The organism is Agrobacterium sp. 16-2014-1-2a (assembly GCF_053522705.1).
In genome coordinates, this window is record NZ_JBNWBX010000001.1 from 1,221,320 (window position 1) to 1,243,535 (window position 22,216).

17 protein-coding genes are annotated in these 22,216 nt (G+C 58.8%); 11 read left to right on the plus strand and 6 right to left on the minus strand.

The genetic code is table 11. The features are described from left to right. The first annotated feature begins 21 nt into the window (after positions 1–21). The 6 genes from ACQZ45_RS06175 (at position 22) to ACQZ45_RS06200 (ending at position 6,822) form a co-directional block, all read left to right on the plus strand. The gene (locus ACQZ45_RS06175) at positions 22–1,368 is read left to right on the plus strand and encodes a glycosyltransferase family 4 protein (RefSeq protein ID WP_004432251.1); all 1,347 of its coding nucleotides are present in this window, start codon (positions 22–24) and stop codon (positions 1,366–1,368) included. Next, entirely contained in the window at positions 1,365–2,135 is a 771-nt protein-coding gene (locus ACQZ45_RS06180; protein WP_111800666.1) for an HAD-IIB family hydrolase, read from the plus strand. Before ACQZ45_RS06175 ends, ACQZ45_RS06180 begins: the two co-directional genes overlap by 4 nt. A gap of 274 nt (positions 2,136–2,409) precedes the next feature. Beyond that, positions 2,410–2,850 carry an NUDIX hydrolase gene (locus ACQZ45_RS06185; RefSeq protein WP_013635535.1) on the plus strand — a complete coding sequence of 147 codons (441 nt, stop codon included), beginning with the start codon at positions 2,410–2,412 and terminating at the stop codon, positions 2,848–2,850. A gap of 161 nt (positions 2,851–3,011) precedes the next feature. Then, positions 3,012–4,517, plus strand: coding sequence for an inorganic phosphate transporter (locus ACQZ45_RS06190; RefSeq protein WP_035252035.1), 1,506 nt, complete (start codon positions 3,012–3,014; stop codon positions 4,515–4,517). 20 nt (positions 4,518–4,537) lie between these two features. Next, the gene (locus tag ACQZ45_RS06195) at positions 4,538–5,275 is read left to right on the plus strand and encodes a 16S rRNA (uracil(1498)-N(3))-methyltransferase (protein WP_003515207.1); all 738 of its coding nucleotides are present in this window, start codon (positions 4,538–4,540) and stop codon (positions 5,273–5,275) included. A gap of 173 nt (positions 5,276–5,448) precedes the next feature. Then, positions 5,449–6,822, plus strand: coding sequence for a glutamate--cysteine ligase (locus tag ACQZ45_RS06200; protein WP_003515206.1), 1,374 nt, complete (start codon positions 5,449–5,451; stop codon positions 6,820–6,822). 207 nt (positions 6,823–7,029) lie between these two features. Here ACQZ45_RS06200 and ACQZ45_RS06205 read toward each other — a convergent pair whose 3' ends face one another. Next, a complete protein-coding gene (locus ACQZ45_RS06205) occupies positions 7,030–7,323 on the minus strand; it encodes a DUF1127 domain-containing protein (RefSeq protein ID WP_003515205.1) in 294 nt (97 codons plus the stop codon). A 204-nt stretch (positions 7,324–7,527) separates the two neighbouring features. Between ACQZ45_RS06205 and ACQZ45_RS06210 the strand changes: the two genes are divergently transcribed. Continuing rightward, a complete protein-coding gene (locus tag ACQZ45_RS06210) occupies positions 7,528–8,478 on the plus strand; it encodes a LysR substrate-binding domain-containing protein (RefSeq protein WP_003515204.1) in 951 nt (316 codons plus the stop codon). Positions 8,479–8,558: 80 nt separating this feature from the next. On the opposite strand, the gene ACQZ45_RS06215 is transcribed toward ACQZ45_RS06210, so the two are convergent. Continuing rightward, positions 8,559–10,997 carry a DUF1217 domain-containing protein gene (locus tag ACQZ45_RS06215; protein WP_003515203.1) on the minus strand — a complete coding sequence of 813 codons (2,439 nt, stop codon included), beginning with the start codon at positions 10,995–10,997 and terminating at the stop codon, positions 8,559–8,561. Between the two features lie 366 nt (positions 10,998–11,363). Between ACQZ45_RS06215 and ACQZ45_RS06220 the strand changes: the two genes are divergently transcribed. Then, entirely contained in the window at positions 11,364–11,930 is a 567-nt protein-coding gene (locus tag ACQZ45_RS06220) for a DUF6101 family protein (protein WP_003515202.1), read from the plus strand. A 77-nt stretch (positions 11,931–12,007) separates the two neighbouring features. Here ACQZ45_RS06220 and ubiA read toward each other — a convergent pair whose 3' ends face one another. From ubiA to ACQZ45_RS06240, 4 genes are all read right to left on the minus strand, one after another. Next, on the minus strand, positions 12,008–12,961 hold the full coding sequence (gene ubiA / locus ACQZ45_RS06225; RefSeq protein ID WP_003515201.1) for a 4-hydroxybenzoate octaprenyltransferase: 954 nt from the start codon (positions 12,959–12,961) through the stop codon (positions 12,008–12,010). A gap of 120 nt (positions 12,962–13,081) precedes the next feature. Beyond that, positions 13,082–13,882: a MipA/OmpV family protein gene (locus ACQZ45_RS06230; protein ID WP_003515199.1), complete on the minus strand. Its 801-nt coding sequence runs from the start codon at positions 13,880–13,882 to the stop codon at positions 13,082–13,084. A 234-nt stretch (positions 13,883–14,116) separates the two neighbouring features. Continuing rightward, a complete protein-coding gene (locus ACQZ45_RS06235; RefSeq protein WP_003515197.1) occupies positions 14,117–15,373 on the minus strand; it encodes an SAM-dependent methyltransferase in 1,257 nt (418 codons plus the stop codon). A 167-nt stretch (positions 15,374–15,540) separates the two neighbouring features. Further along, positions 15,541–17,865, minus strand: a complete 2,325-nt coding sequence (locus ACQZ45_RS06240; RefSeq protein ID WP_003515195.1) for a Tex family protein — start codon at positions 17,863–17,865, stop codon at positions 15,541–15,543. A 201-nt stretch (positions 17,866–18,066) separates the two neighbouring features. On the opposite strand from ACQZ45_RS06240, the gene purD reads away from it, so the two are divergent. The 3 genes from purD to ACQZ45_RS06255 all read left to right on the plus strand — a co-directional run bounded on the left by purD (position 18,067) and on the right by ACQZ45_RS06255 (position 22,159). Continuing rightward, positions 18,067–19,338 carry a phosphoribosylamine--glycine ligase gene (gene purD / locus ACQZ45_RS06245; RefSeq protein WP_113291971.1) on the plus strand — a complete coding sequence of 424 codons (1,272 nt, stop codon included), beginning with the start codon at positions 18,067–18,069 and terminating at the stop codon, positions 19,336–19,338. 157 nt (positions 19,339–19,495) lie between these two features. After that, positions 19,496–20,008 (plus strand): plant virulence effector HPE1-like domain-containing protein, encoded by a 513-nt coding sequence (locus tag ACQZ45_RS06250; protein WP_113291972.1) that lies wholly within the window; start codon positions 19,496–19,498, stop codon positions 20,006–20,008. A 327-nt stretch (positions 20,009–20,335) separates the two neighbouring features. Then, positions 20,336–22,159, plus strand: coding sequence for a methyl-accepting chemotaxis protein (locus ACQZ45_RS06255; protein WP_025592543.1), 1,824 nt, complete (start codon positions 20,336–20,338; stop codon positions 22,157–22,159). The last annotated feature ends 57 nt before the right edge of the window (positions 22,160–22,216 follow it).

Here is a 22,216-nt window from a genome sequence, read left to right on the forward strand (position 1 = left end):
TAATTGGAAAAATTTACCAAGATGGGACCCATGACGACCACGAGCGAAACTGAACGCTATCCAAGGATAGCTCTCATATCGACGCATGGCTATGTCGCCGCGCACCCGCCACTCGGCGCAGCGGACACCGGGGGACAAGTGGTTTATGTGCTTGAGCTTGCACGCAAACTCGGCCAGCTCGGTTACACCGTTGATCTCTATACCCGCCGCTTCGAAGACCAGCCGGAATTCGACGAGGTTGACGAGCGCGTCCGTGTGGTGCGCATTCCCTGCGGCGGGCGCGATTTCATTCCCAAGGAATATCTGCACCGCCACCTGATGGAATGGTGCGAAAACGCGTTGCGCTTCATCAAGAAAAACAACCTCAACTACTCTTTCATCAACAGCCATTACTGGGATGCGGGCGTTGCCGGGCAGCGGCTTTCCGAGGCGCTGAAAGTCCCGCATTTGCACACGCCGCATTCGCTCGGCCTCTGGAAAAAACGCCAGATGGAAACCGATTACCCGGAAAAGGCCGATACATTCGAACTTGAGTTCAATTTCAAGGAACGTATCCAGCACGAACTCATCATCTATCGCAGTTGCGACATGGTGATTGCGACGACGCCGGTGCAACTCGACGTCCTGATCGAAGATTACGGTCTGAAGCGCAAGCACATCCACATGATCCCGCCGGGTTATGACGACAACCGCTTCTTCCCCGTCTCGGATGCGACGCGGCAAATGATCCGGCAGCGTTTCGGTTTCGAGGGCAAGGTGGTGCTGGCGCTTGGACGCCTTGCCACCAACAAGGGTTACGACCTTTTGATCGACGGCTTCTCGGTTCTTGCGGCGCGCGAACCGGAAGCCCGCCTTCATCTGGCCGTCGGCGGCGAGAATATGGACGAGCAGGAAACCACCATTCTCAATCAGCTGAAAGAGCGAGTCAAATCGCTCGGGCTGGAGGACAAGGTGGCGTTTTCCGGCTATGTCGAGGACGAGGATTTGCCTGATATCTACCGGGCAGCCGATCTTTTCGTTCTGTCGAGCCGTTACGAGCCATTCGGCATGACCGCAATCGAGGCGATGGCGAGCGGAACTCCAACCGTGGTAACCATCCACGGCGGGCTGTTCCGCGCCGTCAGCTACGGCCGCCACGCGCTGTTTGCCGATCCTTTCGATAAGGAAGACCTTGGCATCACCATGATGAAGCCGTTCAAGCACGAGCGGCTGTATGGGCGGCTTTCCCGCATGGGGGCGCACAAGGCGCGCAGCCTGTTCACTTGGACGGGAATCGCGCAGCAATTGCTGGCGCTGGTGGAAGGCAGGCCGCTGATGCCTGTTCTGGAAGAATCCGATTGGGCAGAGCCATGGAACGACGGCGATTGAAACCGCTTCGCCTGTTTTCCACCGATCTCGACGGAACCGTCGTCGGCGATAACGCCGCTACGCGCCGGTTCCGCGATTTCTGGCATTCGCTGCCGGACGATCTTCGCCCGGTTCTGGTCTTCAATAGCGGCAGGCTGGTCGATGACCAGCTCGCCCTTTTGGAAGACGTCCCTTTGCCGAGGCCCGACTACATTATCGGCGGGGTCGGCACCATGCTGCACGCAAGAGAGCGGGGCGAGCTTGAAAGCGCCTATACGCATTCGCTCGGTACGGGTTTCGACCGGAAAAAGATCGCCGATGTCATGGCCGGTCTGCCGGGTGTGACCATGCAGGCGGAACGCTATCAGCATGGACTCAAATCCAGCTGGTTCCTGCATGGTGCGGATGAGAAGACGCTCAGTGATATCGAAGACACGCTCGTTGCGGCGGATATCGATGCCCGGATCGTCTATTCCAGCAACCGCGACCTCGACATATTACCCAAGGCCGCGGACAAGGGTGCGGCATTGGCGTGGTTATGTGGACAACTGCACATTGGTCTCGACGAATCAGTCGTTGCGGGCGATACTGGCAATGATCGGGCGATGTTCGAGTTGAATGGTATTCGCGGTGTGATCGTTGGCAATGCCTTGCCGGAGCTTCTTTCGCTGGCGAACAATGACAGCCGTTTTTTCCTCTCGCGCGCGACCGAAGCTGACGGTGTGATCGAAGGTCTCCAGAATTGGGGATTGCACACTGGCCAACGCAGTTCCGGCAATAATTCATAGCGGTTTTGCGTTCTGAATAGCGTAAAACAGAAAAAATGCAGTATTTCCGCGATCGGTCGCTGACGGTTACGTACCGGGCAAAGTCTTCGTTCGCACCCCTGCCACATCCCCTGCTGCCTACGATCTTCAACGGAATGAAGACAATCGTGGGTTATGCGTGAGAGGGGATTGGCGGGACATAAAGGATATCTATATTAGCAGTTACGACTAACAGGCGAAGAAGGATCCACACGGATTGAAGATTTTGAATCGATTGGCGACAGATGTAGGCTTGATGTTGCGCAGACCGCCGCGACAGCAATATGCAGCGCTGTGCTATCGATCGTCCAAAAAACATCATGAGCCGGAAGTCCTGTTGCTGACAAGCAGGGATACGGGGCGCTGGGTCATTCCCAAAGGCTGGCCCATGGCCAACAAGAAGGCGCATGCAGTTGCCGAACAGGAAGCCTACGAGGAAGCTGGTGTCAAAGGCAGGGTGGATAAGGCCCCGTTCGGCTTTTATGAGTATGAGAAAAAGCTGAACAGCGGCATCAATGTGCTGTGCAAGGTTCAGGTACATCTGCTCGAAGTGGCGGAGCTGCAGGACAGCTTTCCCGAGAAGGATTCCAGACGGCTTGAATGGGTCACTCCCGAAGAGGCCGCCAAAAGGGTCAACGAGCCGGAACTGAAAGCGCTCATGCTCACTTTCGACAAGCGGATGGCGCTTTCGAAATAGCGTCCACGCCCGAATAGTGGCAATCTGCAGTTTGTTTTTCCAACATGGCTTTTACTGTCTTTCATTTTGGAAAGATGTGCGAGATGTAACAGTCTTTCTGTAAATTGCCTTCAGCCCGCGACATTGCCGGACGAATGGGAATGCTGGCGAACGAGGTCTGAATGGCAATGAAGCCGCCACCGAACATGAAGCCGACGCTCGACAAGGATCTCGAGAAGATCACCCGTGTCGAAGAGGCGACGCTGCACGTCACGCAGCAGCTTGCCGGCCTTGGTGCGGGGGTGATGTTCGTTGTTCTGGCGGCGATATTTGCGGGCGCCTTCGTCACGGGCACGGCGGGCGCCGTCATCATCATCGCAGCCGTTGCCATCGGCGCCTATATGGCAATCAACATCGGCGCGAACGATGTGACAAACAATGTCGGCCCGGCGGTCGGCGCCAAGGCGATGCCGCTTGCAGCGGCACTCATCATCGCCGCCATCTGCGAGATCGCGGGTGCCTTGATCACCGGCGGCAACGTCGTCGAGACCATTTCCAGCGGCATCATCAACATCCAGACCATTCCCGACCGCACCGTGTTTTCCTGGGCTATGTTGTCGGCCCTTCTCGCCGCCGGCCTTCTCGTCAATATCTCGACCTGGACGAAAGCGCCGATTTCCACCACCCACACGGTGGTTGGCGGCGTTGCGGGGGCTGGAATGGCGGCCTATGGCATCCGGGCAGTCGACTGGCTGTCGCTTGGCAGCATCGCCTTTGCCTGGGTTCTAGCGCCCTTTATAAGCGCGGCCATCGCCATCGCCCTCCTTGCCTTCATCAAGGAATTCATCATCTACCGGGAGGACAAGATCGACGCCGCGAAGCGTTGGGTTCCTGTTCTGATCGGCATCATGACCGGGGTCTTCACCGCTTATCTCATCTGGGTTGGGCTGAGGCAGATCGTGCATGTCTCGCTTGGCCATGCAAGCGGCATCGGGCTTTTGACCGGCCTCGTCGCCTGGCGGCTGTGCGTGCCGATCATCCGCAAACAATCGGTGGGATTGGAAAACCGCAACCAGTCGCTTCGAACGCTGTTTCAGTGGCCGCTCGTTCTTGCGGCTGGCCTCATGTCCTTCGCGCATGGGGCAAATGACGTTTCGAACGCCATCGGCCCGGTGGTGGCAATCGTGCGAGCACTGCACGACGAGGCAGTGGAGACGTCCGCCCGCGCGCCGCTCTGGGTGATGCTGGTGGGCGCATTCGGGCTTTCCTGCGGTATTCTTCTCTATGGCCCGCGCCTCATCCGCCTTGTCGGTGAACAGATCACCAAGCTTAACCCGATGCGCGCTTTCTGCGTTTCCGTGGCTACGGCTCTGACGGTTCTCGTCGCATCACGCTTCGGCCTGCCGGTCAGCACCACCCATACGGCGATCGGCGCCGTGTTCGGCGTCGGCTTCTTCCGCGAATGGTACACGCAAGCGTCTCGACGGCGGCAGGAACTCGTCCAGGCCGGCACCAGTCAAATCCGCCGGGCCGATCGATATCTGGACAATCCTTCCGAGATACGCCGCCGTTATCTCGTCCGGCGATCCCACTTCATGACCATCATCGCCGCCTGGCTGGTGACCGTTCCCGCAAGTGCTACGCTTGCAGCACTGTTATATTGGCTTATGTCCTTCCTCTTTCTCTGACGCTGAAACCGAAAAGTCCCATGCGCGCAAATTTCCGGATGCAACGCCTGTTCGTCGAAACCCCGCTTGTTGCGGGCGCGGCGCAGGAAGCGACGACCGAACAGTTCAATTATCTCGCCAATGTGCTGCGCATGACCGATGGCGCGGAAATCCTGCTGTTCAACGGCCGCGACGGCGAATGGAAGGCGAGGCTCTCCTTTCCGAGCCGCAAGAAGATTACCCTCATCCCTCTGGAACAGACACGGCCCCAGCCGCCGGCATCGGATCTGCACTACCTGTTTGCGCCGCTGAAAGTCGGACGCATGGATTATCTGGTGCAGAAGGCGGTCGAGATGGGGGCCGGTCTTTTGCAGCCGGTGATGACCCAGCATGTGCAGGGCAAGATCCACAATACCGAAAAGCTGCGCGCCAATGCCATCGAGGCCGCCGAGCAATGCGGCATCCTGTCGTTGCCTGGCGTGGCCGAGCCGGTGAAACTGAAAGACATGCTCGAGACCTGGCCCCAGGATCGACGGATCATCTATTGCGACGAGGGCGACGCGGGGCAAAATCCGCTGCCTGTCCTGCAATCCATCAAGGAACGCAAAATCGCTCTTCTGGTCGGCCCGGAAGGCGGGTTTTCCGAAGAGGAAAGAGAGTTGCTGCGCAGCCTTGCCTTCGTCACCCCCATCCCGCTTGGGCCGCGTATCCTCAGGGCCGATACGGCTGCGGTCGCAGCCCTTGCGGTCATTCAGGCATCGATCGGCGACTGGAATTGACCTATCTGGCACATGTCTTTATCGCAAAACCGCTGCACAGTTTTACGCGACATGCGCTGAACCATTGCGCTTCATGCATCTTTAAAAGAAATTCATTTGCCTCCGGATACGATCCGGCTCTATCTGCCACACATATGCCTCGCCGCAACAGAGACGTCATAACAAGGTAAGCCATGGCACGCGATACGACCGACCAGACACCCCTCTCCTCCGTCACGGAGCTTACAGATTATCTGGCCGGCGGTTGCAGAGCTGAAGCCGACTTCCGCATTGGCACCGAGCACGAGAAATTCGCCTTTTTCCGCGAGGGCAACCGGCCGGTTCCCTATTTCGGCGAGGCCAGCATTTCCGCTCTGCTGAAGGGCATGCAGGAAAAGCTCGGCTGGGAGCCGATCATGGATGGTGAAAACATCATCGGACTTGGCGAACAGCACGGCATGGGCGCCATATCGATCGAGCCGGGCGGCCAGTTCGAACTGTCAGGTGCCCCGCTCGAGAACCTGCATCAGACCTGCAAGGAATCCAACCAGCATCTGGCGACCCTGCGCGAAGTGGCGGAGCCGATGGGCATCCGTTTTCTCGGCATTGGCGGCAGCCCGCTGTGGAGCTATGACGAAACACCGCGCATGCCGAAATCGCGCTACGCGATCATGACGCGCTACATGCCGAAGGTCGGGACCAAGGGTCTCGACATGATGTACCGTACCTGCACCATTCAGGTTAACCTCGACTTCTCTTCCGAAGCGGATATGCGCCAGAAGATGCGCGTTTCCATGAAGCTCCAGTCGCTGGCAACCGCACTGTTTGCATCCTCGCCCTTTACCGAAGGCAAGCCGAACGGCCTGCTTTCCTGGCGCGGCGATATCTGGCGCGATACCGACAATCGCCGCTCCGGCGTGCTGCCCTTCACCTTCAATGACGATTTCGGCTTCAAGGATTATGTCGAATGGGCGCTGGATGTGCCGATGTATTTCATCGTGCGCGACGGCAAGTATCACGATTGCACCCATGTCACCTTCCGCCAGTTCATGAACGGGGCGTTAAAGGGTGAAATCGCCGAATGGGAACCGACCATGGGTGACTGGACGAACCATCTCTCCACGCTGTTCCCCGATGTGCGCCTGAAGCGCTTTCTGGAAATGCGCGGTGCCGATGGCGGCCCATGGAGACGCATCTGTGCCCTGCCCGCTTTCTGGGTCGGCCTTCTCTATAATCAGGAAGCGCTTGACGCAGCCGATGCGCTGACAGCCGGCTGGAGTTTCGATGAGGTCATCGCCCTTCGCAATACCGTGCCGGCCAAGGGGCTGGCGGCGGAGATCGCCGGCAAGCCGCTTCTCGGTTTCGCCCGCGAGGTGCTCGACATTTCCCGCACCGGCCTCAAGAACCGCAACCGGCTGAACGGCGAAGGCCAGGACGAAACCGTGTTCCTGTCCTCGCTGGACGAGGTTCTTGCCAAGAAGACCACGCTCGCCGAAGACCTGCTTGCGCTCTATAACGGCCGCTGGGGTGGAACGGTGCTGCCAGTATTCGATGAATATCAGTATTAAAGCATTTCGCTGAAACTGCGCAGCGGCTTTACGTCCGGACAGTGCGCAAGACAGGCAAGGCGTTGCCATAAAAAAACCCGGTGCGGCCGAGGGGCCTGACACCGGGCAAAGGCAGGGTTATTGGCAAATCACCCTGCGGGGAAAACCTTATCGGTTCGCAAGCAATCCCGGCGTCTGGAGGTACGCCGGAATTGCACGAACACAAGCCTAGAGCGTCTTGAACCGCGTGACTGAGCGCGTGCGTGCGGCGCGGGTCAGATGGGCGGTCGGATCTTCGAGCAAGCCGGTATTGAGCGCGTTGGTCACATCCGAGCGCGCCAGCCCGATATCGGCGAGCAGGCGATCGTCAAGCTCCGTGAGACCATTTGCGACGATACGATTGTAGATGCGCTGCACAAACGTTTTCACGGTGGAAGCAACACCGAAAGCGATGCGACGCAGGGTGTCGCTCTGCTGGCCGGTTGCGAATTCCAGTTCCATTTTCCGTTCTGCCGTGCGCATAACAATGATCCTTCCGTAACGGCACGATGCGGCACCGCTCCCGACGCACCGTGCGCGGGAAGCTGCCTTGGGTTGGGGGCCTGACGATGTGCCCGCCCCGGGGTTGAGATTGATTTGCTGGGTGTCAAAATGTCGCAAGACTATTGATCAGTCCAACGAATGTTTCTAATGTGAGGCATCAATCATTCTGATGGATGAGTATCAATGTCCGCACCTCTCGACATAGACCAGCTGCACACCTTCATCGCCATTGTCGATACCGGCAGCTTTACCAAGGCCGCTGAGCGCGTTTTCAAGACGCAATCCGCCGTATCCATGCAGATGCGGCGGCTTGAGGAGCGGATCGGCAAACAGCTCTTTGCAAAGGACGGGCGCGGCAACCGCCTGACGGCCGAGGGCGAGAAACTGATGAATTATGCCCGCCGCATCATTCGCCTTAACAACGAGGCGATTGCGGCCTTCGATGACAACAGGCTCGAGGGCACGTTGCGTATCGGCACCCCGGACGACTATGCCGACCGCTACATGCCAGAGATCATCGGGCGTTTCGCCAAGACGCATCCGAATGTCGAGCTTTACATCGTCTGCGAACCTTCGGTGAGCCTTGCCGAAAAAATGGCGCGCGGCGAGCTGGATATAGCACTCGTCACCCACAATCCCCGCGCCCGCTCCTCCGATGTCGTGCGCACCGAGCCACTCTGCTGGGTCACCTCCGCGAACCATCCGCTGAAGGATGATGCGCCAGTGCCGCTGGCTGTCGGCCGACGCGACTGTCACTGGCGCCAACTTGCCTGCTCGGCGCTCGATGCCGACGGGCGGGATTATCAGGTGCTGTTCACCAGCTGGTCTTCCACCGTGGTTGCCGCCGCCGTGCTGGCAGGCATGGCGGTTTCCGTGCTGCCGGAATCGGCGCTGCGTACCGGCATGAAGGTTTTGACCGCCTCGGACGGTTTCCCACCGCTGCCGCCGGTCCAGATCGGCCTGATGAAACGGCCCGGCCTGTCGCCCTCGCTGGTGAACGCCATTACAGACCACATCACCGCCTGCCTCGACAACATCTCTCCGATGAACGTCGCCGATGAGCTGGATAACGATGTGAAGACCTACCCGAAGATGCCGCGCCTGCGCGCCGGGCACATGCTGCCCGGCTGGTGAATGGGCGCGCAAATGCGGGCGTGTGAGACGCCTTAACCGGGTAAGCTCGGCCTTTCCATCGTCCGTCTTCGCGTTGCAACCTACCGCGCACGCAGCGATGCGACAGCCAGCAGCGTGTCGCCGCTGATGCCCACCGAGCCGCTGCCGTTGAACAGCATCATGATCGGGTTGGTGGTGTTCTGCTTGTCGTCGTACATGATGGTAAAACGGGCGATCAGCTTCTTGACCTTATCGGGGTCCTGAAAGTCCTCGATGTCGAAATATTTCTTCATCATCGCCACCTGCGTATCGACCCCGGCATTGCCGAGTTCATCGGGAATGCCAAAGGTGGTCGTGATGAAGTTCTGGATCGCGGTGTCGGCAAGAATGGAGTAATAGGACGTTGTTCCCGCCGCCATTCGCTTGAAATAGAGCGCCAGACGCACGCCCGCATTTTCTTCACCTGCCTGCGTCTCCAGCGTCTGCGTCAGATAATTGTCCAGCGTCTCGTAGAGGCCGCGACGCGTCTGGATGGAGCTTCGATCCTCGCGCAGGATATTACCGTCCGTGTCGAAATTGAACGCGGTGACGAGACGGCGAAAAGCCGGGTCCATCTCCTTGTTGAGATAGCTGTCCTTGTCATCCAGATTGGACGTGAACATTTTTTGCAGCTGGTCCTTGGTGACCTTCGTCGGGTCGATGCCAAGCGATTCCATCGCGAATTTCGTCAGGCGATCATTCCCCAGAAAATCGCTGAGCGTCTTGACCTTCTGTAGCTCCGAACGGAAAAATTCCGCCTCCTTCTTGGCGGCTTCCTTTTCCTGGTCTGTTCCGAAGGCTGATTTCTTCTTGATGTAGTCGACCGACATGCTCTGAATTTCAAGTTCGGACTGCGCAAGAACCGGAGAGCCTGGCGATCCGTCAGACTTGAAGTTGAAGAGTTCCGCGAGTTTGACGTAACGGTCGTCTTTCAGCGCATAAACGTAGCTCTTCTTGTCCAGCAGGTCGCTGGTCAAGGCTCTACGAACGTCCGCAATATTCACCTTCGTCGGATCGAGGCCGACCGCCTTGAGCGCATAGGTGTAAACCGCGCTGCTTTCCAGGAAGTCCGCAACGGATTTGACGTTGGCAATATCGCTCTTGAACAGCTTCAAAGCGTTTTCGTCAGCGGCTTCGTCCTTGTCGTTATAATGGTTCATGTACCCGTTGGTCGTGGTAACGGTCTGGGTCGTCGTCTGTGGTGCCGTGCCGTCCGGCAGCGTTCCATCCGCCTTGAAATTGAACGCTTCGCGCAATGCGATGTAACGTTTGTCGCCATTGCCGAACTTGGCGATATAGTTGTTGGGATCGCTGAGATCGCTGGTCAAAATGTTCTCGATCGTCGCATTGACTATGGTCAAGTCATTCAGGTCGAATGCGACCTTGATGTAATTCACCAGACGCGGGTCTGCCATTAACTCATCGACGGTCTTGATCGAACCGATCTTCGATTCGAAATAATCCCTGTTCAAGGTGGCAACGGTCGGGGTCACACGCGGGGCACTGCCTACATAGGCCTGGGTCAGGATCTTGACGTTGTCGGCCGTCTGCGCCTGGCCGGCCGCAACGCTACCGTCATTGGCAAATTCGAAAGCCTGGGCCATCTGCGCCATCGTATTATATTGCGAGACGGTATTGGAGAGCTGGGTCTGCTCCGCCGTGATGGAGGCAAGGGTCGCCGCCCACTGGTCCTTCGGCGGCAGCACGGCTTCAAGCTGGGTGAGCTGATCCTGCCGGGTGGTTTTCTCTGTTTCAAGGGCGGTTCGCTGTTCGGCGGTCAGCGTGGTATCAGCCAGCGCGGTATCGATGGCCGTTATCCGATCCGTCACATCCCCATGCAACTCGATATTGCCCTTGGTCGTAAGCTTTTCCACGGCAGCGGAATAGGCCGCGCCGAACTTCTGGTTCAGATAGCTGTTCGGGTCATCGATATCGCTCGTCATCAATCCCTTGATGTGGGAATAGCTGTAGGTCTTCTCATCAATGCTGAAGACCTCGAAGATGTAGGCGCGGGTTCTATCGTTCTGAAGCAGCTGGTCGACGTTCGTGACCGTTCCGATGATCGCCTTATAATAACGGGTTTCTTCGGACAGGCTGTCATCGAGGTTGGTGATCGAGGTGTCGTAAAGCCCGATCATCTTGTCGAGCTGCGCCTCCGTCTGCACCGTGGTCGTGGACTGCGTGAAGTTGAAGGATGCGGCAAATTCGCGATAACGTTCATCGGTCAGCTTGTTGGCAAAGCTGTTCTGGTCGTTCAGGTCGCTTTCCAGCACCTTCTTCATGAAGGCCTTGGCGTAGGTCATCTCGCCGAGACCGAAGGCATCCATGGCATAGGAATAGAGCTGGTAGTTATTGAGGAACTCGTCGACGCTTTTTACATTGCCGATGTTTTCCTTGTAATATTTCGTCTGCCGCTCGACGATCCCCTGCTGCGACACGCGTGAAATGCTTGCCTTCATATCGCGGTTGATGAGGTCGTAGCTCAGAAAAGTCGATACCATGCGAATGCCCCCTGGAGCACCGCGCATCACGCTGGATACGGCCGGCTCCGGTTTTGAATTCGCCCACCACACCTCCATCCGGACGCACGGCAGGCCTTGGCGCGACTGTGCATGACGCGCCTTGCCCGGAGCTTGAAAGAGCACAGTTTCGGGACCGAGAAAAATCGCATTGTCTCAATCGGCTTTACCTCAGCGAAACCATGCCACGGTGGGTTTTGCTAACCATTTGGGAATGCAAAGTTTTCTTAACCGCGATTTTTAAGCAGTCTCGAACATGCGGCGGATATTCTCCTGACATCAGAGGACGAAAAGTCCCGATGAGAAGACCGGAAACCGGCTCTCAGGTAAAACAAGGGTAGAATAAACATGACCAAGACCGTTCTGAAGCCCGACTGGGCCGTCGCCACACTCAGACTCGACCCGGCACGTTTTCCGCAACAGGTCACCTATGGCAGGGGCAATGGCGCAACCGATGTTGCCGTCACGCTCGATGAACGGGGCGCCGTTCTGCGAAAGGTCCTGTCCTCTTCCGGCCTGCCTTTGTCCTTCGCCCTGCCAGCCCGCGCTTTCAAGGGCGTTGCCGCCCGCGCCATCGACCATGGTGATGGACAGGTGACGGTGACGCTGGAGCTTCACCACGACGATCCGGAACTTTGCGTTCCACTTCTCGTCGCCCATGATCTTTGCGATATCGCCGCCGACTGGCGCAGCTGGTCGGAAGCCTACCGCATTCCGATGCTGATGGTGGAGGCCGATGGCGTCGCCCGTCCGCTGGAAGAACATCTCGGCAAGGTGCGCACCAAGAACAGCCGCCCCCGTCGCCGGCACTCCTATTTCGCGGATCGTCGCCCGCGCTTCCTCGTGCGCCGCTCCACCGGTTCTCTCGGCATGAGCATGAAGATCGAGGGCAAGGAAATCATCGCCCGCAGCTGATAATCTTCAGACAAAACAATAAAAAGCCCGGCGCGGATATCGCGGCCGGGCTTTTTTGCATCTACCTTTCAACAACCTCACGCCAACAGAAGCGGCAGAATGAGGCCGGCGAAAATCAGCACGCCGACGCGGTTGTTGGATTTAAACAGCACAAGGCATTGCGCCACGTCGTCGATATCGAGCACCCAGACCTGCCGGAAAAGCATGATGGCGGCGGCGGCAAGGCCGCTATAGGCGATCAGGTTAACGCCCGCTCCCCAGAAGGACAGGGCGATCATGACAAGGGCTGTGCCATAAAGAAAAACTAGCCAGCGATGTGTGTTGTCTCCAAACAGCAGCGCAGTTGAACCGATGCCCACTGCCGTGTCGTCTTCCTTGTCCTGATGGGCATAGATTGTATCATAACCGATCGTCCAGGCGATGGAGCCGACATAAAGCAGGACAGCAGGCCAGGCGATGGACCCGAACTGCCCGGCCCAGCCCATCAGCGCACCCCAGGAAAAGGCAAGGCCGAGAAAAAATTGCGGCCAGTTGGTGAAGCGCTTGGCGAAGGGATAGATTGCCACGAAGACCAGCGAGAATATGCCGGTGGCAATCGCAAATCCGTTGAACTGCAACAGCACCACGAGTCCGGCGAGCGCCTGCAACACGATGAAGACCTTCGCCTGCGCCCTGCTCACGCGACCAGATGGCAGCGGCCGCGAGCGCGTGCGCGCCACGGCCATGTCGATCTTGTGGTCCGCAAGATCGTTATAGGTGCAGCCTGCACCGCGCATCGCCACCGATCCGATGAAAAACAGCGCCAAATGCCAGATCAGCGTGCCCCAGGAAAAACCGCCGCTTGCTACCGCGGCATTGGCCGCGAGTGCTGCGGACCAGAAACATGGCCACATGAGCAATTGCCAGCCGATGGGGCGGTCCCATCTTGCCAGCTGCGCATAGGGCCAGAGGGGTCTCGGCAAAATCCGATAGACCCAGTTGTTGGATGGTGCGTCGGAGACGCGGTCTGACAAATCGCTGTGGTGAACCATGGGGATGGTTCTACAGCATCGGCAGGCGAATCGGAATCGATTTCAGCACTTGGCCGCAGACACAAAAAAGCCCCGCAACGCTTTCGCGGCGGGGCTTGGGGTGGGCATATTCGCCGCGCCTCAGGGCAGCGTGAAGCCGAACTTGTAGCTTGCCTGGACGCCGACGACGAACTGGTTCTTGGAGCCGCGCTCCCGCACCAGCGAGCTGTCGGCGGCATCGCCCGTCAGGCGGCGATATTCGGCGAAGGAACCAACTTCAGCGGCTTCCGTGACTTTCCAGGTGATGGCGGCGCCGACGCCGGCGGAATGCAGGCCGCCGCCGGGGCTGTAGGGCGATGGCGCGCCGGCCGCTGTCTGCGCGGCGCTCACGCCGTAATAGCGTTCATTGTATTTGCTGCTGACCCATGTGGCGCGCGGGCCGGCGGAAATCTGGATACCGGGGGCGATATCGGTGAAGACGTCGGCCGAGAGATCGGCGACCACGCCGCTATGGCTGCGGATGCCCTGACGGGCTTCGCCGCGAATACGCAGCCAGTCGGTGGGATAAGCCTCGGCGAAACCGCCAAGCTCGCCGCCGCGCTTGATGCGGGTCATGCCTTTCAGATCGGCCGAATCCTTCTGGTCACGCGGAGACACCAGCTTTCCCGCAAGACCCATGCTGATCGGGCCATTGTCCAGCAGCGAGATCGAGGCGCTGTCGTTGCGCGAGGTGAAACGCGCGCCCTGACCCTGACGGCCGAGAGAAATGATGGGCGAAAAGCCGAATTCGTTCTTGTTGTCGCCCTGATATTTCGGCGCAGAAAAACCCGAACCGCCGAGCTTCAAATACCAGTCGCCGGAAAACCAGCCATCGGCATGGGCGTTACCGACGGCAAAAAGCGATAAAACACAAGCGGCGACGGCCGCTGATGGCTTGAACATGAAAATAACCCCAGGAAACGCAATACAAACAGGTAAGCGTAGAATTAGAGGGATTCCGTTTCCATTCCATTAACCAGCGCGAGAAGGCGGCGATTAGATCTTCCGACATTCCGGCCCTGAGCCGGAATTCAGCCGTCGCGCGTCTGCGCGGCAGGAAGCCTTCTTTCAGCCCGAGGACTTGGGCTGGCTGGATGCCAGATCAGGTCCGACATGACGGTGGCGAATGGACAAGCCTTAGAACATAACCTTCTCAAGCGGCGGCCGCGTCTTTTCGAACTCCAGCAGCTTTTCCTCGTTGCGGGCAATGTAATCGCGATTATGCGGAACGGCGTCGCGATCCTTGGCGAGCTGGATCTGGAAAATATGAAAATTTTCGTGGGTAAAGGCCATTTCGGACCCCGCTAGATAAAATTCCCACATGCGGAAGAAACGCTCGTCATAAAGTGCTACGGCCTCTGCCTTGCGCGCCACGAAACGTTCGCGCCAGTGCCGCAGCGTATGCGCATAATGCATGGGCAGGATTTCGATATCCTTCACCAGCAGCCCCGACTTCTGGATGGCTGGCAGCACCTCAGCGAGCGAGGGGATGTAACCACCGGGGAAAATATATTTTTCGATGAAGGGATTGGTCGCCAGTGCCGGACTGGGCTGGCCGATGGAATGCAGCACCATCACGCCCTTGTCGTCCAGAACCTCCGCCACCTTGTCGAAATAATCGCGGTAATGGGTCGGCCCGACATGTTCGAACATGCCGACCGAGACGATACGGTCGAATTTCTTCGAGGCAGGCAGGTAACGGTAGTCCTGCAATTCGAAACGAACATTGCCGGCAAGCCCACGTTTTGCTGCACGGTCGCGGGAAACGCGCAGTTGCTCCTCGCTGAGCGTGATCCCGGTCACATCGGCACCCGCACTTTCGGCAATATACATCGCCATGCCGCCCCAGCCGGATCCGATCTCCAGTACGCTCTGGCCCGGCTCCGTCATCAGCTTGGCAGCGATGTGCCGCTTCTTGGCGACCTGCGCCTCATAAAGGCTGATGCCCGGCGGATTGAAATAGGCGCAGGAATATTGCCAGTCCTCATCAAGGAAGATGTCGAACAGCTTGGCGCTCAGATCATAGTGATGGGCGACGTTGCTCTTGTTGTGGTTTACCGGCAGATGCATCCTGATGCGGGCGGCGATGATGCGGGCCATACCACGCCAAACCATGCCGAAGGACAGCGCCTCGCTTAGCGTGTTGCTTTTAACCAGCGCCAGAAAGTCGTAGATGTCGCCCTCGACGACCTGCATACGGCCTTCCATATAAATTTCGGCGAGTTTCAGCGCAGGATCGGCAGCGATCTCCTGCATGGCAGCTTCGTCGGTGAAATTCAGAACCACCCTTGTTCCGGTACCGTTACCAAATGTACGGCTACCACCCGGGCTATTGACGACAAGATTACCGTTCTTGATTATCTTTTCGAGAAGAACATGCAGAGACGACGCCATGGCACCCCCAATTGCTAAGTCTCACTTATCAATTTTTCTGACCGTATTCCTTTCGGCACAAGTTTCAAGATAGTCTTATTTCAAAAAAATTGAACGATTTCATCAAGCAAAAAGCCCCACCGGGGTTTCTGGCAGGGCTTTTCCATAGAAATCATTTCAACCGGAGGTCAGCGTCGCTTCATCGCTTCGGCCAGAGCCGCAGCAAGAGCACCACCGGATTGCGACCCTTCGTTGTGTCCCTGCGGTTTGGAATTCGCGTGGCGCATGGCGCCCGCATTGCCCTTTTCGCGCATTGGCTGGGGTGCCGCCTCGCCGCCGTCCTTGCGCATGGTGAGGGCAATACGCTTGCGCTTCACATCCACTTCCACGACACGGACCTTGACGACATCACCCGCTTTCACGACCTCATGCGGGTCTTTCACGAAACGGTCGGCCAGCTGCGAGACATGCACGAGCCCGTCCTGATGCACACCGATATCCACGAAAGCGCCGAAGGCGGCGACATTGGTGACGGTACCTTCCAGCAACATGCCCGGTTTCAGATCGGTGATCTCGTCCACGCCGTCAGCAAAGGTCGCCGTCTTGAAGCTTGGGCGCGGGTCTCGGCCGGGCTTTTCCAGTTCGGCGATGATGTCCTTTACGGTGGGCAGGCCGAATTGTTCGTCGATGAAGCGCTTCGGATCAAGCCCCTTCAGCGTGGCGCTGTCACCCATCAGCGTGCGCAGGTCGCGACCGCAGGCGGCAACGATCTTATTCGCAACGCCATAGGCTTCGGGGTGCACGGAGGACGAATCCAGCGGTTCCTTGCCGTTGGGAATACGCAGAAAGCCGGCGCATTGCTCGAAGGTGCGCTGGCCGAGGCGCGGCACCTTCAACAGCTCCTTGCGGCTGGCAAAGGGGCCGGTCTGGTCGCGGTGTGCGACGATGGCATCGGCAATCGAAGCACCGAGGCCGGAAACCCGCGCCAGAAGCGGCGAGGAGGCGGTATTGAGATCGACACCGACGGCATTCACCGCATCTTCCACGACCGCGTCGAGTGAACGGCTGAGACGGCCCTGATCGACATCGTGCTGATACTGCCCGACGCCGATGGATTTCGGCTCGATCTTCACCAGTTCGGCCAGCGGGTCCTGAAGGCGGCGGGCGATGGATACCGCGCCACGCAGGGACACATCGAGATTGGGGAATTCCGCCGCCGCCCGTTCCGACGCGGAATAGACTGACGCGCCCGCCTCCGAAACGATGACCTTGGTGGGCTTTGCGCCGGAAGCCAAAGCCGGCATCTGTGTCAGCAGATCGGCGACCAGCTTTTCCGTCTCACGGCTGCCCGTGCCGTTGCCGATGGCGATCAGCTCGACATTGTGCTTGCGGATGAGCATGGCGAGTTCCGCCTGCGCGCCGCGCACGTCGTTCCTCGGCTGAAAGGGATAGACCGTCGTGGTGTCGAGCAGCTTGCCGGTGCCATCCACCACGGCCACCTTGACGCCGGTGCGGATGCCCGGATCGAGCCCCATGGTGGCGCGTGAGCCCGCCGGTGCGGCCAGCAGCAAATCCTTGAGATTGCGGGCGAAAACGTTGATCGCCTCTTCCTCCGCACGTTCGCGCAATTCGCGCATGAGATCGAGCGAAAGCGACATGGAGAGCTTCACCCGCCAAGTCCAGCCTGCCACTTCCATCAACCATTGATCGGCGGGGCCGGCATTGCGGATATCGAAGGCGGCCGCGACGGTACGCTGCGCGGGTTTGACCGGAGAGGGATCATCCGCATCGACATCGATGGTCAGCGTCAGAATTTCCTCGTTCCAGCCGCGCAGCATGGCCAGCGCGCGGTGTCCCGGCACTGTCGCCCAGCGCTCGAAATGATCGAAATAATCGGAGAATTTTTCGCCTGCCGCCTGCTTGCCGTCGACCACCTTGGCGCGGAAAATGGCGTTCTGGCGCATATAGTCGCGCAGGCGTCCAAGAAGATCGGCGTTTTCCGTCATGGTTTCCGCCACGATGTCACGCGCGCCTTCAAGCGCTGCCTTCACATCCGCCACCTCGCCCTGCACATAGGCCTCGCCAAGCTTTGCCGGATCGGCTGCGCGGTTTGCCCAGATCGCTTCGGCCAGCGGACCGAGACCGCGCTCGCGGGCGATTTCGGCGCGGGTGCGGCGCTTCGGCTTGTAGGGCAGATAAAGGTCTTCCAGCTCCGCCTTGGTGCCCGCCTGCATGATCTTGACCATCAGGGCGTCCGTCATCTTGCCTTGACCGTTGATGGTATCAACAATGGAGGCGCGGCGCGCATTGAGTTCACGCAGATAGACGAGGCGTTCGGCAAGCGTTCGAAGCTGGGTATCATCCAGCCCTCCCGTCGCTTCCTTGCGGTAACGGGCGATGAAGGGCACGGTCGCTCCCTCGTCCAGCAACGCCACTGCCGCCTTCACCTGATCGGCGCGGGCGTTGATTTCGGAGGCGATGAGCGTGGCGAGGCGGGCATTATCTGCGGTCATGGGGTTCTCTGATGTCACATCTGGAGCGGCGAACATAATGTCTGATTGTGGCGTGACAACAAGAGGCGGCAACGATTCCACAGGAAAGGCTGAGTTCGAGGGAAAGACGGGCATTTGAGGCGCTTTCTCCTTGACCTTTCGCCCCCCTGCCCTTAACGCCCCTCAAACAAGGTTACAGGCGAATTTGCAGGGGTGTTGACCATGAAAGTTCTGTTGATCGGTTCCGGCGGACGCGAACATGCGCTGGCGTGGAAAATCGCCCAGTCTCCCCTGCTCGATGAACTTTATGCCGCTCCCGGCAATCCCGGCATCGCCGACCATGCGACACTCGTTTCGCTTGACGTGGAAGACCACGCCGCCGTTATCGCCTTTGCCAGGGAAAAGGCGATCGACTTCGTCGTCGTCGGACCGGAAGCGCCGCTGGTTGCCGGTCTGGCAGATGATCTGCGTGCGGCTGATATTGCCACCTTCGGGCCTTCGAAAGCAGCCGCTCAGCTTGAGGGTTCCAAGGGGTTCACGAAGGATCTATGCGCCCGTTACGATATTCCAACCGGGGCTTATCAGCGTTTCAAGACCGCCGAACCCGCAAAGCAATATGTCCGTGAACAGGGCGCACCCATCGTCATCAAGGCCGACGGGCTTGCCGCCGGCAAGGGCGTAACGGTTGCCATGAGCGAGGCGGAAGCGCTTGCCGCCATCGACGACTGTTTCGACGGCGCTTTTGGCGCTGCCGGCGCCGAGGTTGTGGTGGAAGCTTTCCTCGACGGTGAGGAAGCCAGTTTCTTCTGCCTTTCCGATGGCAAAACCGCGCTGGCGTTGGCAACAGCCCAGGACCACAAGCGCGTGGGTGATGGCGACACCGGCCCCAACACCGGCGGCATGGGCGCCTATTCCCCCGCCCCGGTGATGACACCAGCCATGGTGGAGCGCACCATGAAAGAAATCATCGAACCGACGATTTCTGGCATGGCGAAAGACGGCAATCCCTTCTCCGGCGTATTTTTCGCCGGTCTGATGATCACCGCCAAAGGCCCCGAGCTGATCGAATACAATGTGCGTTTCGGCGATCCGGAATGTCAGGTGCTGATGATGCGCCTCAAGAGCGACCTGCTGCCGATTCTCTACGCCACTGCTACCGGCACGCTGGACAAGGTAGAAGCGGAATGGCGCGACGATGCGGCGCTGACGGTTGTTCTAGCTTCCAAGGGTTACCCCGGTGCCTACGACAAGAACACGCCCATCGCCCATATTCCCGATGCCAGCGAAGAGGCAAAGGTGTTCCATGCCGGGACGGCGCTGAAGGACGGCAGACTGGTGGCGACGGGCGGACGCGTGCTGAACGTCACCGCCTTTGGCAAGAACGTGACGGAAGCGCAGGCGCGCGCCTATGCGCTGGCGGACAAGGTGGAATGGGAAAACGGCTTCTGCCGTCGCGATATCGGCTGGCAGGCCGTGGCGCGCGAAAAAGTCTGACCATTCAAGGCATACAGCGGCCGGGGCGCAGATTTCGCTCAATTTTTACCAAGTTTGCTGACCTGATGGAAACGAAAGACCGATAATATCTGCCGAACATTGAAGGGCGCATTCTGTCTCGATCGTGAGGCTGCGCCGTCATTTCGGGGGTTTTTCGATGCGTCATCTTCTTTTGACAGCGGTTGTCGCGCTGACCGGCGGGTCTGCGATGGCGTCTTCCATCGAATATGTAAACGGCACCCACACCAGCAATGGCAGCTTCGTTCGTCTCGACTGCGCCCGCTGCCAGCCCGTGAAGGACAACCCTGCCCCCGAGGGCTTTGCCGTCCCCTCCATCGAGCCGGGCACGCAGCACACGGAAATGCGTGAAATCGAGGGTAAGCGCACGCTGGTGCGCACCGAGGCCTGGCTTGGCGGCGCGCCCGTCACCTTCGTCAGCACCAATCCCGCTTGGATGCCGCAGGAAACCCCCGGCACCGCAATTGCCACCTATGATAAGGGTGAAGCTGGCACTCCCCCCGAGGAAACGGCAGCCACGCCAGCAGGCATAGACATGACCGCGACCACGGCAGCGACGAAGACAATTTCGGCGGCCAATGCCACGGCACCGTCAAGCGCATCAGCAATGGCGGCACCCGATTTCCAGGATTTCAAATTGCGCGGCAATTGACCGACAGTGTCGGCGGCGTCTTTGATGACAAAAGTCAAATAATCGCGTCATCGCTGCATTTTTCGAAGTGCACAGCAACCATCCGGTGAATAATAAATTATGCATCCATTATTCTGCCAAGCACGCTCATAAAGCTTTTGCTAATTAAATATTTATTCAAATTTTTTGCCGCTAAGTGACCTCATAGTGCGATGCAGCACGACATGAGGGCTTGGAGCGGACTTTCGCTTTCAGGCTGCTCACAGCGCATCAGGCGCCTTCCCATTTTCGAAACTTCGGCAGCGCGCGGCTTTTTCCGGCTCGCGACGCAAAAGCTTGTGAGCGCCCATGAAGAATCTTTCCATTTCCCGTCAGCTGATCGTGCTCGTGGTGGCCCTTATGGCCGCCTTCGCAGCAGCAACATTTTACCAGCTGAAATCCGCCACCGACGCGATCTATGAAGAACGCTACGGCATGCTGCGAACACAGGTGCAATCCGCCATTTCCATCCTGCAATCCTTCCACGACAAGGAAAAGGCCGGGACACTTTCACGCGAAGACGCCATGAAGCAGGCCTTCGCCACCGTCAGCGCCATGCGGTTCACCCCGGATGGCTATCTGTTCGGTTACGACTACGACGTGACGATGAAATTCCATCCCGACGCGAAGCGTGTCGGCGAGAACTACAAGGGCAAGCCGGACAGCAAGGGCTTCCAGTATCGTGACGAGCTCGTACGGCTTGGCCGCAACGGCGGCGGCCAGACGGATTTCTACGGTCCGAAGCCCGGCATGGAAGGCAATGACTACGCCAAAAGCTCCTACGCCCTTGCTTTCGAGCCATGGCAGGTGGTGGTCGTGACCGGCGTTTACATCGATGATCTGAATGCCCAGGTTCGTGGCGAGGTGATGAGGGCGCTGTCCATCGGTGCCGCCATCTTCGTGCTGGCACTTGCCGCCGCCTTCTACGTTATCCGGGGGATCTCGAAGCCGCTCGGCGACATTCACAGGGCGCTGGGTGAAGTCGCCAATGAGAACGTCTCGCTCACCATACCCCATACCGGGCTGACCAACGAAGTGGGCATGATGGCGAAGGCCACGGCCTCGCTTCAGGACAAGGTGCGGGAGCGCCACGCCATGCAGCGCCGGGAGGAAGAGCAGCAGCAGCAGCTCAACGCCGAGCGCCAGAACAACCTCGACATGCAGCGCGACGAGGCCGCATTGCAGGCGCGTGTCGTCACCACCATTGGCGAGGCGCTGGAAAAACTCGCCGGCGGTGATCTGACCGTGCGTTGCGCCGATCTCGGCAACCGTTACGCCGCGCTGCGCGACAACTTCAACGAGGCATTGACCCATCTCGACGCCGCCATGGCCAAGGTGAATTCCAAGAGCATCGATATCGGCGGCTCGAAGGAAGAAATCCGCAAGGCCTCCAACGAGCTTTCGCAGCGCACCGAACGCCAGGCGGCAAATCTAGAGGAAACCTCTGCCGCGCTTGACGAATTGACGGTTGCGGTGCGCCAGACGGCTGAAGGTGCAGCCGACGCCGCCAAGCGCGTCACGACAGTCAGTTCCGAAGCAATGCGCAGCGACCGGGTGGTGGAAGAAGCGATTGCGGCGATGAGCGGCATCGAACAATCTTCCGATCAGATTTCGAACATCATCGGCGTGATCGACGACATCGCTTTCCAGACCAATCTTTTGGCACTGAATGCGGGCGTGGAAGCGGCGCGTGCCGGGGAAGCGGGCAAGGGCTTTGCCGTGGTGGCACAGGAAGTGCGCGAACTGGCGCAGAAATCCGCCGCCGCCGCCAAGGAGATCAAGGACCAGATCGCCCGCTCTTCCAACCAGGTGGAAAACGGCGTGCGTCTTGTCGGCGAAGCCGGTGACGCGCTGAAACGCATCTCGGACCAGATCAAATCCGCCAACGAGATCGTCGGCAAGATCGCCCATTCGGCGGCCGAACAGGACACGACGCTGCGCTCTATCTCCACGTCGCTCAACCAACTCGACGTCGCCACCCAGCACAATGCGGCGATGGCGGAAGAGACCACGGCTTCGGCGGAAGCGCTGGCCGTCGATACCGAAGAGCTACTGAACCTCATCCGCGGCTTCCGCGTCTCCTCCGGCAACCAACTCCACGGCATGGCAGAGCAGATGCGCATGGCGGGGTGATATACGCCGAGGTGATGGATAAACGAAAACGCCGGAGGAAACTCCGGCGTTTTTTTG